Raw genomic sequence first — 15,432 nt, 5'->3', positions numbered from 1 at the left:
GTCCCTCAGCCGAGCGCCTGCAGGGGCCGCGGCCGCTCAGCCGCCCCGGCGCGCCCGTGGAACACCTCGAGGTAGCGGTCGGCGATTACGTCCCAGCGCTGCTCCGGGCCGATCCGCGGCGCGAAGCGGTGCCCTTCCGTCATGAAGCTTTCCATGGCGTCGGCGAGGCCGAGCGCGTCGCCGGGCGCCACCAGGAAGCCGTCGGTCGCCGGGTCGACGCGCTCCGGGATGCCCCCGATCGCCGAGGCTATGAGCGGCTTGCCGAAGAACTTCGCCTCGTCGACCACCATGCAGTAGATTTCCCACCAGAGCGACGGGACGACGACCACGTCGACCTCGGCCATTCGGAACGGCAGCGTGTCGTGAATGTAGGGGCCGCGCAGCAGGATCTTGCCGGTCATCCACTTGGCGCTCTCCGCGATCGCCGCGCGGAAGCGCTCCTGGAAGGCCGGGGTGCCGGCCTCGAGGTTCGCGCCGTTGATCGCGACCTGGAACTTGCCCACGTCGCGGTCCTCCAGGAGCCGCGCCGCCTCCAGAAGCGTCTGCACGCCCTTGTTGTCCACGAGCTGGCCGAAATAGCCGAAGCGCACCACCTCGCGCGGACGGCCGCCCTGTTGTGCGGCGTCGACATCGCGTCCGCGGGCGACTCCGGTGCCGGCCCGGAAGGACGCCTCGTCGATTCCGTGCCAGATCACGGAAAACTTATCCTTTTCAAGGCCATAGGCCGAAAGTCTGTCGCGCAGGAAGAGCGACGGGGATATGTAGCCCTTTGCCTCCCCCAGGCACTTCTTGAAATGCGTGTTACGCAGGAAGAACAGATCCGGTGGAATATCCGGGAAACACTGTGTGCAACGGTCCGGCGCCGACACCGAGCAGAGTTCGTTGGTGTTTCGCGTCACCATCTGCCCGTTCGCATAGCAAGACGTCAGCATCTCGTGGAATCCGACATAAACGGATATTCCCCGCTCCGCCATCAGCGGGATCAGGTCGATGCCGAAATGCATGAAATGCGACAGGAAGACATGCGTGACACCTTCCGCCTCGAGGAAATCGAGAAGCGAACGCTTGGCGTAGGCGCTGTTCGTGCGCTGCCAGAAATGGTCGTAATGCTGGATCGAGAAGAGGAATTCGTTCGCTCCCATCCCCGACGGGCGCAGGAACGTGTCGGCCTTCCGGTTGGGCGCGAGCCAGTCCGGATCGGCGGCGACGAACAGGCAATTATCCCCCCTCTCCCGCAGCGTGGAGAAAAGCGAGTAGGCGCATTGCTGCGCACCGCCGCGATAGAGCAGCGAATGAAACAGCGTGAGGATGGCGAGCCTAGGCATCCGCCGTCTCTCCTTCGATCAAGGGTGCCAGGCGGGCGCTCCACTTCTCCGTGAAAATCAGGCGGTTCAGCATGGGAACGGTTCTGGTGATGTGCTCCGGTACGGCAGATCCGCCCCCTTCCGAGTGAATGAACGAGACGTCCTTGAGGATCGCGGTCGGCGCGCCTTCCTCGGCGAGACGGAGACACAGATCGAGATCTTCGAAATGGCCGAAAAGGTACTCGCCCGAGAAGCCGCCGATCGACAGGAACAGGTCCCGGCCGACCGCGAGAAACGATCCGGACGTGAAGGTCGGCCCGAAGACGCGTCCGGGCGGCGCACCGCGCCCGACCGAGACCCCAGACAGGATGCCCTCGGCGCCGTTCGTCATGACCGGGTCGAGCACCCCGACCTGAAGCCCGTCATGCATGAGCCCGCCGCTCGGGAAACGCTGGCGGACCCCGAGAACCTGACGCGGGTTGTCTTCGAGTGCCTGTATCACCTTGTCGTAATCGGCCGGTTCGGCGGTGAACACGTCGTTATTGTGAAAGCAGACGAACTCCGCGTCGGTTTCGGCCGCCGCCGCGTTGCAGGCGCTGCTGAAGCCGATGTTCCGGGCGAACTCCAGGTAGCGCCACGGCACACCGAGCAGCGTCGACAGCTCGGCCAGGGTCGAGAGCGCGTGCTCCCGATAGGCGCGGCTGTTGTTGACGATGATGACCTCGACGGGAAAGCGGGTGCTGCGCAGATAGTGGAACACGGCCGGCAGGAGCGGAAGCGGGCCGCACTGCACGAAGACAAACGCGCATTTGCGACCCTGCGGGACCGGTTCCGACGTCAGCCTCACCGCCGGCTTCTCGTTCTCGGCGAGATAGGCCGAGAAGAGCGCCTGAAGATGCTTCAGCATGGTCCTGGGAACGCGATAGAGGCCGCGTCCGTCGCCGTCCATTCTTTGGAAATTCGAAAAATACTTCAGCACCTCGTCGAGAAAGTCGCCGGCTCGATTGAAATACTGCGGATGGAGCTTGCGCCCATAGCCGTCGGCGCGGAACGAGAACTCGTCGCTGACGAGATGCTCCGTCTCGATCTTCGTAAGTATCCCATAGCCGAGCTGCATGAAAGGCGGTGCGCCGACAGCTTCGCAGACGTCGAGCCGACGGTACTGGAAGGCGGAGTGCCGGACGTCGAACTTGCGACCTCCGAAAGAGACGGCAGCGATGTCCGTGTCCGCCAAGGGAACATCAAGCCAGCCTGTGAGGAAGACATACCTGCCGAAGACGAAAACCCGCTCGATTTCTCCCCGGTGATCCCGGAGCGTGTGCGGATTGGGCGCTCGTCCCTCGGCGCGGCCGTAATTCATGAAGTGCTCCAGGGCGGTTCCGCCGCCAGAGCTGACCTTCTCGCGGACGTCTCCGTTCCGCTCCAGGTAGAAAAGCTCGTCGAAGAGCAACAACCCTTCCGCCTCGGCGCGGGGCTCATCCGATCCGTGCGGCTCAGGGACATTCGGCCGATACGAGACCGGCCTCTCCCCACTCGCGGGCGCCTCTTCTCGGGCATGGGGCGCGGCGCCGGGTCCGATCAATTTTCCCAGGAAGCTCGCCATGCCGGTACTCACTCCGCCTCGCGTTGAATCGCAGGGGCTTTGTGGAGCTCTCTGCTGAGCTCTTTGTCGAGCTCCCGGAGAATGAGCGCGGCGATCTTCGCGATCTCCCGTGCGGAGGCTTGCGCCGATCGGGCCTCGGTCCTTGACACGATCGCCGTGGCTGCTTGCAACGCGGCCGCCTGCAACTCGTTTCCCGACACGCTACGAAGCTCCACGCCTGACCTGCTTCCAGAGCAGGTTATCGCGCCTTTTGTGCGATGCACACATTATATGTCACGCCCGCCAGCATCGCGCTACCACGCTCTGCAGCCAGGTGTCCATGCCGTTCGGCAAGGGCAAGCGACCGCTTCACGCGATGCCTCCCGCCGACGGTGCAGCGCGCGCACTCTGTACTCCCTCCCTTTCCGTCTCCGCATTCCGGCAGAGTTCCTCCACGCAGGCGCGCACGCTTGGCTGCCAGTCGGGGAGGCGCAGGCCGAAGACGGACGAGAGTCGGGAGCAGTCCAGCCTCGAATTGGCGGGACGGCTGGCCGGTGTCGGGTAGTCTGCGGTGGCGATCGGGTGCACCTCCGGCGGGCTCTGCCAGGGGGCGGCGCTTGCGAAGACGAAACGGGCGAAATCCCACCAGGTCGTCTCGCCGCTGCCGGCGGCATGGTAGGTGCCGTAGGTTGCCGGAGGTCCGCGACCGAACCGGTCCGCGATCGTCAGAACCGCGCGGGCGAGGTCGTCCGCCGAAGTCGGGCAGCCCCGCTGGTCGGCGACCACGGAGAGCTCGGTGCGGGTCGCGCCGAGCCGCAGCATCGTTTTCACGAAGTTGGTCCCGAACGGGCTGTAGACCCAGCTCGTTCTCAGGATGACGTGCGCCGGCAGCAGGTCCCGGACGGCGGCTTCCCCCGCCGCTTTGGACGCTCCGTAGACGCCCAGCGGCCGGATCGGATCGTCCTCCAGATACGGCCCACTCTTTGAGCCGTCGAACACGTAGTCCGTGGAAATGTGGATCAGCGGAATGCCGGCGGCGGCGCACAGGCGGGCGAGCGCGGCAGGACCGTCGCGGTTGATCGCGTATGCCGCATCCGGCTCGCTCTCGGCCCGATCGACCGCCGTGTAGGCGGCCGCGTTCACCACCACGTCCGGCGCCTCGGCGCGAAACGCCGCCGCACTCGCTTCCGCGGATGCCAGATCGAGGCCGTCCTCCCGGCCGTGGCAGACGATCTGCCATCCGTCCGGCGCCTTCGCCCGGGCCAGGCACCTGGCCAGCTGGCCGGAGCGGCCCACGACGAGCAGCCTCCGCGGCACGTCATGCCGGTCGGCCATCAGGAGGCGCGCTTCTTCTGCACGAGCCCGAGACGCTCGCCGGCATAGACGCCACTCCTCAGCGGCCGCCACCAGGCCTCGTTCTCGAGGTACCAGGTCACCGTCCTGACGAGGCCGGTCTCGAACGTCTCCGATGCGCGCCAGCCGAGCTCCGTCTCGAGCTTGGTGGCGTCGATGGCGTAGCGCTGGTCGTGCCCCGGCCGGTCGGCGACGAAGGTGATGAGATCCCGGCGCGAGCCACCGTTCGGGGTCAGGTCGTCGAGGCAGTCGCAGATTGCCTCAACGACCTGCAGGTTGGTCCGCTCGTTGCGGCCGCCGACATTGTATTTCTCGCCGAGCCGGCCCTCGGTCAGGATCGTGAAAAGCGCGCGGGCATGGTCCTCGACATAGAGCCAGTCGCGGATGTTGTCGCCGCGGCCGTAGACCGGAAGCGCCTTGCCCTCCAGTGCATTGAGGATGACGAGGGGGATCAGCTTCTCGGGAAAGTGGTACGGGCCGTAATTGTTGGAGCAGTTGGAGATCACCACCGGCAGGCCGTAGGTGTGGTGCCAGGCATTGGCGAGGTGATCCGACGCCGCCTTGCTCGCCGAATAGGGCGAGTTCGGGCTGTACGGCGTTGTCTCGCAGAAGAGCCCCTCGGTTCCGAGGCTGCCGTACACCTCGTCGGTGGAGACGTGCAGGAAGCGGAAGGCGTCCCGCTTGCTGCCGACCAGCGCGTCGTAATAACGCCGCGCCGCCTCCAGCAGCGTGTAGGTGCCGACGATGTTGCTCTGGATGAACTCCGCCGCGCCGGTGATCGACCGGTCGACGTGCGATTCCGCGGCGAGATGCATGATGGCGTCCGGCCGCGTCTCGGCAAGGACCGCGTCCAGGCCAGGGCCGTCGCAAATGTCGAGCCGCACGAACCGGTAGCGCTGGTCGTCCGCGATCGGATCGAGCGAGGCAAGGTTCGCCGCATAGGTCAGCTTGTCGACGTTGACGACTGAAACGCCGAGCGTGCCGACCAGGTAGCGGCACACCGCCGAGCCAATGAAGCCGGCGCCGCCGGTCACCAAGACCTTCATGCAAAAACCTCCCGCGATCCGCAGCACGTCATCCGGAATAGACGAAATCGAGGTCGAGCGCGTGAAGGGCCGGCAACTTCCTGTCCTTCTCCGACAGGATGACTTCGTCCTCGCCCACCCCCCAGTCGATGCCGAGCTGGGGATCGTTCCACCGGAGGCCCTTGTCGTGCTCGGGCGAATACACTTCCGTGACCTTGTAGATGACCTCGGTGTCCGGCTCGATCGTCACGAAGCCGTGGGCGAAGCCGACGGGTACGAGGATCTGGTTCCACAACTCGGCGCTGATGACGGCGGAGACATGCTTCCCGAACGTCGGCGATCCATGGCGGATGTCGACCGCCACGTCGAGGATCGCGCCGCGCACGACGCGGACGAGCTTCGCCTGCGCGAAGGGGGGGCTCTGGAAATGGAGGCCGCGGAGCGTTCCATTGGCGCGGGAGAGCGATTGGTTGTCCTGGACGAAGTCGAGGTCGAGGCCCGCCTCGCGCATGGCGCGCCGGCTCCAGGTTTCGGAGAAGAACCCGCGGTCGTCCCCGAACCGCGACGGCTTGATCAGCTTTACCTCGGGGAGAATTCCAATCGGGCTTACATCGAGCATGGATGACCTGGCACCGCCGTTTCGGATCGATAGTCTGCCCGCCTCGCCCCCGTCAAGCGAGGTCCGGGAGCGGCCGAAGGAGGGACGAGCCTCGTGGGCCAGACGAAAGAACGCCGCACGAGCCGGCAGAATCCGGCCGGGGCCCGATCACCCTCTGCCCTCTTCCGGCCGGTGCACCGTTCGGGTAGGTTCCGGCCCCGAGCGGGGCGGCGTGAAGCAGTACCAGACGATCATCCAGGTCATCGGAGCGCTGCTCGCCGTCCTCGGGGCGACGATGCTCCTGCCCGCGCTCGTCGATTTTCAGGACGCCAATCCGGAATGGCGCGTCTTCGCCCTCTCGGCGGCGGTGACGGCGGGGACGGGCCTCCTCCTCTTCCTGAGCACGCGGACCGTCGAGCGCGCCACCCTGCGCCTGAAGCAGGCGTTCCTGCTGACCGCAGCGGTCTGGACCGTGATCCCAGCCTTCGGCGCGATTCCCTTCCTCGGGCTGGGGATCGGCTATGCCGACGCCTTCTTCGAATCGGCCTCGGGCTTCACCACGACGGGCTCGACGGTGATCGCGGGGCTCGATTCGTTGCCGCGCGGTATCCTGATCTGGCGCGCCGCGCTGCAATGGGTCGGCGGCGTCGGCATCATCGTGCTCGCGATGGTCATCCTGCCCTTCCTCGGCGTGGGCGGCATGCAGCTCTTCCGCGCGGAAAGCTCGGACCGCTCGGAGAAGGTCCTCGCCCGCTCCTCCGACATCGTCGCCTGGATCGCCTTCATCTATTGCGGTCTGACGCTTCTCTGCACGCTCGCCTATGCCGCGGCCGGGATGACCTTCTTCGACGCGCTCGCCCACGCCATGACCACGCTGTCGACCGGCGGCTATTCCACGCACGACGCGTCGTTCGGGTACTTCCAGAGCCCGGCGCTCGAATGGATCGCTGTCTTCTTCATGATCTGCGGCGGCCTGCCGCTCGTGATCTTCATCGCCGCCGCGCGCGGCGAGGTGCGGCGTTTCCTGCGCGAGCCGCAGGTCCTGGCGTTCCTGGTCTTCCTGGCTGCCACGTCCTTCGTCGCGGCCGTTTGGCTGTCGATTGGCCGCGGCATCGCCCTCGAAGAGGCATTGCGCGAGGTGGCGTTCAACATCGTCTCGGTCGTGACGACGACCGGCTACGCCACCGTCGACTACACGCTTTGGGGACCGCTCGCGGTCAGCTTCTTCTTCGTCCTGACCTTCGTCGGCGGCTGCACCGGCTCGACGTCCGGGGGCATCAAGATCTACCGCTTCATCATCCTGTTCCAGGTGATCAAGCGGCAGTTCCGGACGCTCGCGAACCCATCCCGCCTGGAGACGCTGAAATATGGCGGCACCCGCATCCCCGACGATGTGCCGCCCTCGGTACTCGCCTTCCTGACCCTCTACATCGCGTCGACAGCGGTCGTGACGCTCATCCTCGCCGCCCTCGGCCTCGATTTCGTCACCGCCGTGTCATCCGCCGCCACCGCCATTTCGAATGTCGGCCCCGGCCTCGGTGACATCGTCGGCCCGGCGGGCAATTTCTCGACCCTGCCCGACACGGCCAAGATCGTCCTGGGGATCGCCATGATCCTCGGGCGCCTCGAGCTCTTCACCGTGCTGGTCCTGCTCGACCCGGAATTCTGGCGTTGGTGAGCGGCCGGCCGCATTCGCCTGAACCGAGGGGCGGAAGTCGGTCGATCCGGCCCGCGTTCCTAACGTTATCCGGGGTCGTATACCTCACCGACCGCGGCGTACCGGCTCGACGGCCAGGCGCCACATCGATCCAGTCATCCACCTGTTGGGCCGCCCCCGGGCACGACTTCGATCCCGGCGTCCTCGTCGAACCGACGCCGGAATGCCGTACTCGCCGGTACCGTCGCATGTGTGGGCTGAACTGGTAGCGGAGGAGGGACTCGAACCCCCGACACGCGGATTATGATTCCGCGTCAAGTCATTGAATCGGCTCGACGATTTTTCCAACCGTTTAACATCCCACAGTAAGGAATTCAGACACTTACGAGAGGTTTCCCAACCGGAATAGGCCGCCTAACCACCTCGGGAGGTGTGCAGGGATCGAGCTGGCATACTGGTCCCGCGCTCTCGGCACCGTCTTGGCCGACGCGACTTCCATCGTTCCAGTGACCAGAGCGTTGAGAGCTGACGGCGCACTGGATTCATCTTGAGGCAGCGGGTGGTCGCCGCGATCAAGAAAGGCATGAGGTGCCGGCGCGGCGGAGCTGTTCGGGATCGGACCTTCGGCGGTGGTGAAGTGGCGGCGTCGCCAATTGGAGACCGGCTCAGTCACGCCGCGGCACCAGGGCCGGACACCTGGGCGTGTCCGGTCGAGGCGCTTGACCTGGCAATCCTCGCCATGATCGCGGTTACGCAACAAGGCGTGCTGACCTCCCCCAGGCAGTCAGAGCCACGGTACGCCCGCAGGTCGGGAGATGCTGGACGAAAATCCGGATCTCGTCCACTCTCAGCTCAAGTTCGGGTGCGGACCGAATAAAGTTGACCGTCAGTTTCGAGCGCGTCGCCGTGCGCCAAACTCGCCACCTGCGCTCCCCCCATTCCATCGCATGGGCCATCGGCTCTCTCAGGACAGGGATGTCTTGTGTCAACAACAAGAGTCCCAGCGGTAGCATCCAGAGCGATGACGGCTCATTCAGCCGATGGACGAAGCGACCCGCTTTCTCGGGCAGCGCACTGGCAATCCGGTTGAACTGACGATCCAGTTTGTCGCCATGGCTTCCTGTCATGAGAGTTCCCTAATGCCTCGCTTCTGAGATTTTGCACCGTCGCCAGCGGTGCAGGGCCTCAGGTGTCACCAATGTCGGAGTCGCCGCCGCCGCTGCAGTGGGAAGCATCACTGGCCTTGTGCATGGTGAGGCCGTCGGCCAGAGCGGTAACCCGGACAGGATTAGAAGCCTTGTCGACGCAGTTCTCTCGCGATGCGTGCACGGGACGCCATATCGCGCGTCGGGAAGGCAGCGAAATAGTCCAAGGCCGTAGCATCCGGCTTGCGCCGGCGAACCTCTCGACCCCATCGGACCGCTTCGTCGTGTCTGCCGGCCAGCCCATTGGCAGCAAGCGCAATCATGGCGATCAGGTAATGGGCACCGGGTGTGGTGGCCGCGCGATCCGCCCAGCGGGCGGCGCCCTCATAGTCCTCCTGCTGGATCAACATCTGCGCACGGACGCCGTGAAAACCGTATAAGAGCGGGTCCAGTGGACTCAGATGCAGGGCGGTCTCCAGAGCGCCGAAGGTCGCAGCCGCATTTCCTGTCAGCATCGACGTAAATGCCGAGGCGTAGAAGCCTTGCGCATAGTTGGGGTTCAGCGCCGTGGCCCGCGCCAGCCATTCGATGGCGACTTCGGGCTCGCCTGTCAGCCAGAACGAACGCCCCATCGTAAAGTTTGCAAAGGGGTCGAGCACGTCCAGTTCCAGACCTCGCTCGGCGTGCCGTCGCGCGTTGCGCGCCGCCACCGTGGGATCGGGACTCAGGCGCAGGAAGGCGTCCAGAAAGCTCGTGAAGGATAGTCCCGCATGAGCGCGCGCGAATTGCGGATCCGCCGTCACCGCCCGTTCGAAACAGACCTGCGCAAGGGCCGTGTCCTTAGCCGTAAAACGGTAGAGATGCGCGAGACCGACATGATAGTTGGCCCAGGCATTCAGACCGGCAGGCTCAGTCAAGCGCGCGACGCGCGCCTCGTTGAAGGGGATGTGAGTCTCTAGCGCCGAAACCAGATGCACGACGATCCGCGCCCTCAGGTCGCCGATTTCGGGGATAGGTGCCTTGAGACGATCAGCCCAGAGGATTTCGCTGGAGCTCGTATCGGTCAGTTCCAGCGTCACCGCGATGTCGTGATCCGGGCTCTCGATGATCCCCGACAGAACGTAACGCGCCGCCAACGCGGTGGACACCAGGTCCAGATCGGGGACGGCTTGCCGGAATCGGAACGAAGAGCCGCGCGCGATCACCGCCAGCCAGCGCAGTCTCGATAGAGCCTGTATGATCTCGTGCGGGAGCGCTTTGCCCAGGATGGCAACTTGCGGCACGATGCCCAGCGGTTGGAACGGCAGTACGGCGATGGAGGGGCGTCCGGCGGGATGATCGGAGTCAGGTGCCACAGCGTCAGGCACCGCGTGCGCGGGCGGCACGGTCGAAACCTCGGCTATGAACCGAAATCCCCGTCCATGCACTGTTTGGATCACGTTCTGTCCCGCGCCGTCGTCCTCAACCGCCTGACGGGCCGAGCGGATACGGCTGGAAATGCTTGCATCCGAGACGGGTCGGCCCTGCCAGACGGCCGCAACGATGTCGTCCTTCGTGACCATGCAGTCCCGGTTTCGGACAAGATGGATCAGAAGGGAGAGCACCTGCGGCTCTAGCCGCACCGGCTTGTCGCAGCGGCTGAGCTGAAACTTCTCCGGGTCGAGTCGGAAATCCCCGAATGTCCAAGCCATGCGCAAGACTACAGCACAATAGGGTACTTCTACAGGATTTCTTCAGGTTTCCGTCAAGCGCGCCTCCCACGAAGCGGTAAATTGAGCGGGTCGGCGACCTGATCGTCACAGATCCTGAACATGAAGCGGAGCAGCCCCATGTGTCTGCCTTCGATAGAGACAAGGCGGTTCGAAGTTCCCGATCATCTCCTCGACATGAAGGAGCGAGGAGGCATCGCGATAATCAAGATGGCTGACGGCAGCTCGGGGATGCATGCGGTCTTCGAGCCAGGCTGGACGTGGGAAATTGACGAGAAGCCGCTACTCGGCTCGCCGGACGCATGTCCGATGCGGCACATCGGCTACTGCATCTCGGGCAGGCTCGTGGTCCGCATGACCGACACGGGCATCGAAACGCGCATCAGCACGGGTGACTTCTTCGAGATCCCACCGGGGCACGACGGCTATGTCGATGGCAACGATCGGGTCGAACTGATCCTGTTTGCGCCGCCCGACCCCCCTCGATAGCAGGTTGCTCACATCGGCTTGCTCCACCCCGAAACGCAATGGAGAACAACATGTTACGAGTTCTAACCTGTGCGGCGATCTTCACTTCCGGAGTTGCCTGCGCCGAAACCGAGATGGCCGAGATCGATCGTCCGGCCTCAGAACTGAACCAGATACTGGCTCATCCGCTGGAGATCCCGGATGGACAGCTGGAAGCGCGGGTGGTCCGTGCCACGATCGAACCGCGCACGATCGCCGCTTGGCATACCCATCCGACGCCGGTCTACCTCTATATCGCGACAGGAACACTGACGATGGAGGTCGAAGGGCAGGAGCGGCGCAAGGTCCCTGCGGGGCAAGCCATCGCCGAACCTTTGAACTCTCCGATGCGGGTGATCAACGAAGGCGACGAGCCGGTGGAGGTAATCGTTTTTCAGATCAGTCCGCCAAAATCCGAGTTCCTGAAGCAATAGTGGGATCGCGAGGCGGCAGGCATTCGGTAAAAGAAAGCCCATAAGTGGACTACCAAGGCCTGCAATCTACACGATCAACTTGATCGTCTGCGCTCTGCTCGTACACGATCCCTGGCGGCCTTCTCCTCAGCGGGGCGGCCGCCTCAGCCATGGTTGCGGGACTTTCCCGGGGCGTGGTGCAGCTGGGTAGTGGGTGGTCCGTGCCAAAGTCCGCCCCACTGCGATCCGCCGCGCCCTGCCAAACCTTATGGAGAACGCACAACGCTACGGCGGCGAGGCGCGGGCGACTGTCCGGGAGATGGCAACGCCGCGGAGGTCCTGATCGAGGTCTGCTGCATCGTGACCCGGGAGGAGATCGTGATCCTCACCGCCATGTTCGTGCCCATCTGAGGCGACATCGATCACCTGGGCCGGGACCCCGGCAAATGGGTCATACTGACGATGACCTGCGCAGGAGAAAGCACGATGCTGGCGATCAGGATGATCGTCAGCCGCACGCCTCCTGGAACACGGCACCAGTGTCCGCCTCTGATCATTCTGATGCCGTACAGCCCCGTGCCGTTTCGTGCGCTCTCTTGCTTCATCCCCCTCCGGGGGATAGCAGTTGTCTATGCTGGAAATCCATCGTCACGCAAGCCATCCGGACCTCGTCAAGCGCCTCAAGCGAGCCAGCGGGCACCTCCGCCATGTCGTCGAGATGATCGAATCCGGCAGGCCTTGCGCTGAAACCGCGGTTCAGCTGCAGGCCGTCGAACGGGCAATCACCGCGGCCAAGCGGACGCTGATCCATGATCATATCGACCACTGCCTTGGGCGCGGCGACGATCAGGACATCGCTGATCTGCGCGCTCTCGCGAAGCTGCTCTGAGGCTCGCAATGTTCTCCGTCCTCTCCCATCCGACCTATGCCAGGCTCTTCACGGCGCAAGTGGTAGCGCTTCTCGGCACCGGGCTTCTGACGGTTGCGCTCGGTCTCCTCGCCTATGATCTGGCCGGCGAAAGCGCCGGCGCGGTGCTCGGGACGGCGCTTGCGATCAAGATGATCGCCTATGTCGGATTGGCGCCTGTGGCGAGTGCGGTGGCCGAGCGTCTGCCGCGCAAGGCTGTCCTCGTCGGGGCCGACCTCGTCCGCGCTTCCATAGCCCTGTTCCTGCCGTTCATCGATGCAGTGTGGCAGATCTACCTGCTGATCTTCGTGCTGCAGGCGGCGTCCGCAACCTTCACGCCCGCCTTTCAGGCGACCATTCCCGACATTCTCGAGGACGAGGCCGAGTACACCAAGGCGCTCTCGCTCTCTCGCCTGGCCTACGATCTCGAAAACCTGATCAGCCCGACGCTCGCGGGCCTCCTCCTGCTGGTGATGAGCTACCATTGGCTCTTTGGCGGGACCGTGGTCGGATTCATCGGGTCGGCCGCGCTCGTCCTTGCGGCCAACCTGCCCGCTATACGGCAGAAGGCGCCCCGCCCCTTCATGGAGCGACTGACGCGTGGCGCGCGCATCTATCTCGCCACGCCTCGGCTGCGCGGGCTCCTCTCTCTCAATCTTGCCGCGGCGGCCGCGGGCGCTTTCGTGATCGTCAACACGGTCGTAATCGTCCGGGCAGGGTATGCCGGCTCCGAGACGGATGTGGCCTATGCCCTCGCCGCGTTCGGGGGCGGTTCAATGATTGCGGCGCTCGGCCTGCCTCGTCTGCTCGAGCGGTTTGCCGATCGCCGCCTCATGATTACCTCGGCCGCCGCTCTCGCCGCGCTGACGGTCGCGCATGCGCTCTGGCTGATCCTGCAAGGCCTGCCGCCCTGGCCAGCCTTTCTGATCCTCTGGGCCGCAAGTGGTCTTCTGTACTCCGCGATCCTCACACCATCGGGCAGATTGCTCCGCCGCTCAGCGCATTCTGAGGACAGGCCCGCGGTCTTCGCCGCCCAGTTCGCGCTTTCGCACGCCTGCTGGCTCCTGACCTATCCCGTTGCCGGATGGGCCGGCGAGGTGCTCGGCCTGCCGGTCGCGATGGCGCTTCTTGGCCTCATTGCGATCGTCGGGGCTGGCTTGGCAGCGCGCGTCTGGCCCGCGGGTGACCCCGAGGAGATCACGCACGCGCACACCGATCTGCCCGTCGGCCACCCGCACCTTGCAGGACAAGACGCGCACCATACGCGTAAGCACACCCACCGTCTTGTCATCGACGATCTGCACCCTGCCTGGCCCGCTTAGGCGATGTGGCACCGGGACATGGACCGCATCGGGAGCGCACTCCGGCCTCTTCGCCGTCTGCTTCATCGCCTCGCTGTTCTTCCTCGGCTTAGCTGCGGTCTATCTGCCGTGTGGCAAGTCAGGTCCACGAGCACGGTAGCCGGACGCCGCCGGGTGCAGATCCGCCCGGCGGCTTTCCGGGTGCAGCTGCTGTCCAAGGTCCTGGCCTCGGGCTGGTGTCCAGCGTATCAATAGCCGCTCCGCTTTGATCCGGCTGTGGAGTCCGCGCCCCTCGCCCATACGCCCGCGGTGATGGTGGCAAGTCAGGCTACCAGCTCCGACCAAACCGTCACCTACGCAAGGTCGATAATGGCTGCACACAATCGACGGCCACGGTGTTGGATGGCGCCAGCACCGCACGTCTCGAAGACGGGCGAGAGCACGAGCTCGCGACGCTACAAGATGATTTGGATCATATTTGCGTCCCGCTTTCTGCCCTAACGTTGACCCTGCGGTGCGCGTCCGACGCGGAATTCTGATTTCTTCATGCACGTGGGCGCCCAACCCTGCCGCGGATGACGGAGGAAACGATGACTCGATCAGTCTCGATGACAGCAACCGCGCTCGCGCTCCTCCTTGGGCTGGCGGGCGCGCCTGCACTGGCGCAGACGCCTCCGGGCCAGGGCTCGCCGAGCATGCCGGCACCTCCGTCAGCGAGTCCCGGCAGCCAGCAGGGCCAGAGTGCGACCAAGGGCGACGACAGTGCCGACCGGAGCTGGCAGGACCGCATGCGCGAGTGGTACCGAACCATGCGCGGCTGGGGCGATGACGATGCTCCGCGAGGCTGGGGCGGACCCGGCATGATGGGCGGCTGGGGCAGCGGCCCCGGCGGACCGGGCATGATGCCATGGGGTGGCCAGGGCGGACCGGGAATGATGCCGTGGGGCGGTGGCCCCGGTGGACCGGGCATGATGCCCTGGGGTGGCCAGGGCGGTCCAGGCATGATGCCATGGGGCGGACAAGGCGGCGGTCCGGGCATGATGCCGTGGGGCGGCCAGAACTGGGGCGGCGGCTGGGGCCGCGGCCCGCATTTCGGGATGTCGATGATGATGGCCATCATCGACGAGGACGGGAACGGTTCGATCTCCTACGAGGAGGTTGAGACCTTCCATCGGCGCATGTTCGATCATCTCGACGAGGACAAGAACGGCGAGCTTTCGCCCGACGAGCTTCAGGGGATGTTCGGCGGAATGGGCCTCCGTCGTCAGGAATGAGATAACGGGCAGAAATTTGCTGGCGAGTGCCTCCGGCCCTGCCGGTGGCACTCGCACCCAGTGGTGCAGCATTGCGTTTTGACTTATGTCAGTGATCGCTGCTCGGATCGGTCTAGATTGTCCATCGACCCGCCTCTGATCGAGGCAGTCCAGAGGACCCAGTGCGGCTAACCGGCAGGATATTCGGTGCGGCAGGTTTAGCGGCCAGGATGCTCCTGATCGCGGCCGTCCTGTTTTCAGGATTCTCCGGACAGGCGCACGCGGGCCTTGCCACTGGTGCCGGCCACGCGGATCACTGGGTAGCTGTGACACTGGACGGCGCGTCTGCTGAAGGTGCTGACCGGATCCTGCTTATTGCCGTGACGGGCGAGCTCACCCAGAGCGATTGCACTGCTGCCCATGGCGGCGGAGGACTGCGCCATTGCGGCAGTCCGCACTCGCCGATTGCTTGCGGATCCGCTCTTCCCGCAGACGTTCCGGCGACCGAGCTCACGAGCATGTGCTCCGGTGCCTGGCTCACGCAAACGAGCCTGCTGGGCGGTCGCGAGAGCACGCCCCCCATCCCTCCTCCCCGCCATCTGATCTGAGCCGGCAGCTGCTGCCGGTGAGGTGAGCGCGGCGCCGATTGCGCGGCCGCGTCAGACGCTCGCCCGGTGC

General features: G+C 65.0%; 14 protein-coding genes. 6 read left to right on the top strand and 8 right to left on the bottom strand.

Annotated elements, in window-relative coordinates:
- Positions 1-5 precede the first annotated feature (5 nt).
- The 6 genes from ACUN0C_RS16830 to rfbC form a co-directional block, all read right to left on the bottom strand.
- The gene (locus tag ACUN0C_RS16830) at positions 6-1,325 is read right to left on the bottom strand and encodes a glycosyltransferase (protein ID WP_445467560.1); all 1,320 of its coding nucleotides are present in this window, start codon (positions 1,323-1,325) and stop codon (positions 6-8) included.
- Positions 1,318-2,757: a glycosyltransferase gene (locus tag ACUN0C_RS16825; RefSeq protein ID WP_445467559.1), complete on the bottom strand. Its 1,440-nt coding sequence runs from the start codon at positions 2,755-2,757 to the stop codon at positions 1,318-1,320. Before ACUN0C_RS16825 ends, ACUN0C_RS16830 begins: the two co-directional genes overlap by 8 nt.
- A 158-nt stretch (positions 2,758-2,915) precedes the next feature.
- Complete coding sequence (locus ACUN0C_RS16820; RefSeq protein WP_445467558.1) at positions 2,916-3,107, bottom strand: hypothetical protein; 192 nt, start codon at positions 3,105-3,107, stop codon at positions 2,916-2,918.
- A 148-nt stretch (positions 3,108-3,255) separates the two neighbouring features.
- Complete coding sequence (rfbD, locus tag ACUN0C_RS16815; RefSeq protein ID WP_445467557.1) at positions 3,256-4,221, bottom strand: dTDP-4-dehydrorhamnose reductase; 966 nt, start codon at positions 4,219-4,221, stop codon at positions 3,256-3,258.
- A complete protein-coding gene (gene rfbB, locus ACUN0C_RS16810) occupies positions 4,221-5,285 on the bottom strand; it encodes a dTDP-glucose 4,6-dehydratase (protein ID WP_445467556.1) in 1,065 nt (354 codons plus the stop codon). Before rfbB ends, rfbD begins: the two co-directional genes overlap by 1 nt.
- Positions 5,286-5,313: 28 nt before the next feature.
- Positions 5,314-5,883, bottom strand: coding sequence for a dTDP-4-dehydrorhamnose 3,5-epimerase (gene rfbC, locus ACUN0C_RS16805; protein ID WP_445467555.1), 570 nt, complete (start codon positions 5,881-5,883; stop codon positions 5,314-5,316).
- Between the two features lie 211 nt (positions 5,884-6,094).
- Between rfbC and ACUN0C_RS16800 the strand changes: the two genes are divergently transcribed.
- Positions 6,095-7,540 carry a TrkH family potassium uptake protein gene (locus tag ACUN0C_RS16800; protein ID WP_445467554.1) on the top strand — a complete coding sequence of 482 codons (1,446 nt, stop codon included), beginning with the start codon at positions 6,095-6,097 and terminating at the stop codon, positions 7,538-7,540.
- 1,267 nt (positions 7,541-8,807) lie between these two features.
- Here the strand turns inward: ACUN0C_RS16800 and ACUN0C_RS16795 are convergent.
- Positions 8,808-10,355 carry a winged helix-turn-helix domain-containing protein gene (locus tag ACUN0C_RS16795; protein ID WP_445467553.1) on the bottom strand — a complete coding sequence of 516 codons (1,548 nt, stop codon included), beginning with the start codon at positions 10,353-10,355 and terminating at the stop codon, positions 8,808-8,810.
- 120 nt (positions 10,356-10,475) lie between these two features.
- On the opposite strand from ACUN0C_RS16795, the gene ACUN0C_RS16790 reads away from it, so the two are divergent.
- The 5 genes from ACUN0C_RS16790 (at position 10,476) to ACUN0C_RS16770 (ending at position 14,775) form a co-directional block, all read left to right on the top strand.
- On the top strand, positions 10,476-10,862 hold the full coding sequence (locus ACUN0C_RS16790) for a hypothetical protein (RefSeq protein WP_445467552.1): 387 nt from the start codon (positions 10,476-10,478) through the stop codon (positions 10,860-10,862).
- Positions 10,863-10,900: 38 nt separating this feature from the next.
- Positions 10,901-11,314: a cupin domain-containing protein gene (locus ACUN0C_RS16785; protein WP_445467551.1), complete on the top strand. Its 414-nt coding sequence runs from the start codon at positions 10,901-10,903 to the stop codon at positions 11,312-11,314.
- 610 nt (positions 11,315-11,924) lie between these two features.
- Entirely contained in the window at positions 11,925-12,182 is a 258-nt protein-coding gene (locus ACUN0C_RS16780; protein WP_445467550.1) for a metal-sensing transcriptional repressor, read from the top strand.
- An 8-nt stretch (positions 12,183-12,190) separates the two neighbouring features.
- Complete coding sequence (locus ACUN0C_RS16775; RefSeq protein ID WP_445467549.1) at positions 12,191-13,522, top strand: MFS transporter; 1,332 nt, start codon at positions 12,191-12,193, stop codon at positions 13,520-13,522.
- Between the two features lie 569 nt (positions 13,523-14,091).
- Positions 14,092-14,775: a hypothetical protein gene (locus ACUN0C_RS16770; RefSeq protein WP_445467548.1), complete on the top strand. Its 684-nt coding sequence runs from the start codon at positions 14,092-14,094 to the stop codon at positions 14,773-14,775.
- A 236-nt stretch (positions 14,776-15,011) separates the two neighbouring features.
- Here ACUN0C_RS16770 and ACUN0C_RS16765 read toward each other — a convergent pair whose 3' ends face one another.
- Entirely contained in the window at positions 15,012-15,197 is a 186-nt protein-coding gene (locus ACUN0C_RS16765; RefSeq protein WP_445467547.1) for a hypothetical protein, read from the bottom strand.
- Between the last annotated feature and the right edge of the window lie 235 nt (positions 15,198-15,432).

It is taken from the genome of Faunimonas sp. B44, assembly GCF_052655945.1.
The sequence above is the reverse complement of the archived record's forward strand: the minus strand, read 5'-3'. Positions and strand labels throughout refer to the sequence as shown.

What these genes read in the sequence shown, in the direction of transcription:
- rfbC (WP_445467555.1), bottom strand. Translation starts at nt 5,883, where the DNA reads ATGCTCGATGTAAGCCCGATTGGAATTCTCCCCGAGGTAAAGCTGATC.
- ACUN0C_RS16790 (WP_445467552.1), top strand. Translation starts at nt 10,476, where the DNA reads ATGAAGCGGAGCAGCCCCATGTGTCTGCCTTCGATAGAGACAAGGCGG.
- rfbD (WP_445467557.1), bottom strand. Translation starts at nt 4,221, where the DNA reads ATGGCCGACCGGCATGACGTGCCGCGGAGGCTGCTCGTCGTGGGCCGC.
- rfbB (WP_445467556.1), bottom strand. Translation starts at nt 5,285, where the DNA reads ATGAAGGTCTTGGTGACCGGCGGCGCCGGCTTCATTGGCTCGGCGGTG.
- ACUN0C_RS16780 (WP_445467550.1), top strand. Translation starts at nt 11,925, where the DNA reads ATGCTGGAAATCCATCGTCACGCAAGCCATCCGGACCTCGTCAAGCGC.
- ACUN0C_RS16770 (WP_445467548.1), top strand. Translation starts at nt 14,092, where the DNA reads ATGACTCGATCAGTCTCGATGACAGCAACCGCGCTCGCGCTCCTCCTT.
- ACUN0C_RS16775 (WP_445467549.1), top strand. Translation starts at nt 12,191, where the DNA reads ATGTTCTCCGTCCTCTCCCATCCGACCTATGCCAGGCTCTTCACGGCG.
- ACUN0C_RS16765 (WP_445467547.1), bottom strand. Translation starts at nt 15,197, where the DNA reads ATGGCGCAGTCCTCCGCCGCCATGGGCAGCAGTGCAATCGCTCTGGGT.
- ACUN0C_RS16785 (WP_445467551.1), top strand. Translation starts at nt 10,901, where the DNA reads ATGGAGAACAACATGTTACGAGTTCTAACCTGTGCGGCGATCTTCACT.
- ACUN0C_RS16795 (WP_445467553.1), bottom strand. Translation starts at nt 10,355, where the DNA reads ATGGCTTGGACATTCGGGGATTTCCGACTCGACCCGGAGAAGTTTCAG.
- ACUN0C_RS16830 (WP_445467560.1), bottom strand. Translation starts at nt 1,325, where the DNA reads ATGCCTAGGCTCGCCATCCTCACGCTGTTTCATTCGCTGCTCTATCGC.